This is a genomic window from Enterorhabdus sp. P55 (assembly GCF_009911695.1).
In the GTDB taxonomy this organism is placed as follows: Bacteria; Actinomycetota; Coriobacteriia; order Coriobacteriales; family Eggerthellaceae; genus Enterorhabdus.
Window position 1 is genome coordinate 1 of sequence record NZ_QWKK01000281.1, and the last position, 643, is coordinate 643.

Below are 643 nucleotides of genomic sequence, written 5' to 3' on the forward strand. Positions count from 1 at the left end.
TCTAAGGCGAAAGATTGGGTAATACGCAAGACTTGATTGGATTCTTTGGTTTGGTTATGAAGTTGTCGAACGACATCAAATTGCTCTTTGGCGATAAAGGGATCAATCCCGTTGGTTCCACCCACGGCAACTGCCCGACAATTTGTCAGCTCCACAGGACGTTCCAATTGATGGTCTTGTAGCCACTGTTCAGTTTTTTCATGCATAGGTCTGTCTTGACCTAAAGCATAATTAAGGGCGCTCGCTGCACTTGCGCCATTGCTTATTTTTGCAATTGTTGCCATAACTCTTGATACCCCTTTTGAGCTTGAGCGAGTACTCCGTATGTATAGCGTAAAGCCTCGATCAGCTCTTTATCTTGGTTGTCCATCCGATCGAATTGATTGAGTTTCTTGGCGATTTGATTTAAATTGGTTCCTTGTTTTGAGAGTTCTAATAATAAAGATTTCGCTTGGTCATGTTCGAGATAAGGTTTTTTTAAATGAGATTTTTGTGCTAATTTTTTCGCATAAAGATTCGGAGAGAGTCCATATGTTTCTCCTGAAATTTTCAGCTTATTGTATTGTTCTTCAGATAATCTAAATTGAATGTACTTTGTTTGATTTTGTGATACTTCTTTCTGATCCATAAATAGCCTCCTCAA

Annotated in this window: 2 protein-coding genes; both read right to left on the reverse strand. The window is 39.0% G+C overall.

Going from position 1 to position 643, the window contains the following annotated elements; all coding sequences use genetic code 11:
- Window positions 1-284 (reverse strand): relaxase/mobilization nuclease domain-containing protein (locus tag D1643_RS11280; RefSeq protein WP_160710675.1); only part of this gene is annotated, 284 nt, incomplete at its 3' end.
- A complete protein-coding gene (gene mobC / locus D1643_RS11285; protein ID WP_002339183.1) occupies window positions 263-628 on the reverse strand; it encodes a plasmid mobilization relaxosome protein MobC in 366 nt (121 codons plus the stop codon). The genes D1643_RS11280 and mobC, both read right to left, overlap by 22 nt.
- Window positions 629-643 lie beyond the last annotated feature (15 nt).

Bases quoted from the DNA above. Each gene is read 5' to 3' on its own strand.
- mobC (WP_002339183.1), bottom strand. From the start codon at position 628: ATGGATCAGAAAGAAGTATCACAAAATCAAACAAAGTACATTCAATTT.